Origin of the sequence: Hallella seregens ATCC 51272, assembly GCF_000518545.1 — a bacterium.
GTDB classification, from domain to species: Bacteria; Bacteroidota; Bacteroidia; order Bacteroidales; family Bacteroidaceae; genus Prevotella; species Prevotella seregens.
On the sequence record NZ_JADU01000060.1, the window covers coordinates 1 to 1,095 of the forward strand.

Annotated in this window: 2 protein-coding genes; both read left to right on the forward strand. The window is 41.6% G+C overall.

Features of this window, described 5'->3' with window-relative positions; genetic code table 11:
* The coding region (locus L888_RS0111130) for an MATE family efflux transporter (protein ID WP_027952941.1) at window positions 1-501 on the forward strand (501 nt) is incomplete at its 5' end.
* 286 nt (window positions 502-787) lie between these two features.
* Window positions 788-1,095 (forward strand): RteC domain-containing protein (locus L888_RS0111140; protein ID WP_044249317.1); only part of this gene is annotated, 308 nt, incomplete at its 3' end.

The window sequence follows — 1,095 nt, forward strand, 5'->3', positions numbered from 1 at the left end:
TTCGGATTTGTAAAAGGACTCCAACCTATGGCAGGCTATAACTACGGGGCAGGCAATTTTCAAAGATTAAGGGAAGCGGTGTGCTGTTCTCTGATACTCACAACCTCGTTTTGTGTGCTCTGGAGTATTCTTATAGTCATTTTTACCTCTCCTATCATCAGTTGTTTCGGTAAAGACGAAACAATGCAGGAAATAGCAAGAATTGCGCTTAGGGCCAATACGATTATGTTCTTCACTTTCGGATTCCAATTTGTGTATTCCACACTATATATGGCAATCGGAAGAGCAAGGCAAAGTCTTCTGCTAAACATCGGACGGCAAGGTTTGTTTTTTATCCCTATAATATTACTGCTTCCATCGTATTGGGAACTAAATGGAGTGCTTTATGCACAGCCTATTGCCGACGTCTTTGCAACTTTAATGACACTGTTCTTTGCTGTCCGAATTCATAAGGAGATAGGTCATAAATCACATCTCACAACAGAGAATCTGCAATGTTGAACCATAAAAGATATGATTATGCTAAGACTTATTCAAACGGAAGAATTTAAGACGCTAATTTCGTCTTGCTCTACAAATGAACAAGAACAAAAAGCATCGGAGAACTTTATGAAGAGGATCATTGATCTATGTGATGCAGAAGACGACGCCATCTCTTTGTTTCGTATTCTCCGCTATACTCGTTTTCGTTTACAAACTTTGCAAGCGGTGTATTTGATGGACGGAAAGGGGAAAAAATGTGTCGGAGCTACTATGTGTCATTGATACGGAGTTAAAGTTATTAAAGATGCGGATGCAGGGGCTTCTTTCTACTTTGCCCGTCAAACCAACCGAGAAACTTCGTTGGACAGGTAAAGCAACCGACTTGGTGGAACTACTCTACGCACTTGATACCTGTGACTGTATCAACGATGGTGAAATCGGTATAGAAGAATTGGCAGATGCCTTTTCCGAAATCTTTGGTATAGAAATCAAGAACTGCTACAACGTCTATATGAACATGAAACGCCGCAAGGATGACAGCCGCACCTATTTTCTTGATGAACTCCGAGAGGAGCTGAACAAGCGTATGGTGGAGAGCGACCTGAAAGGCGG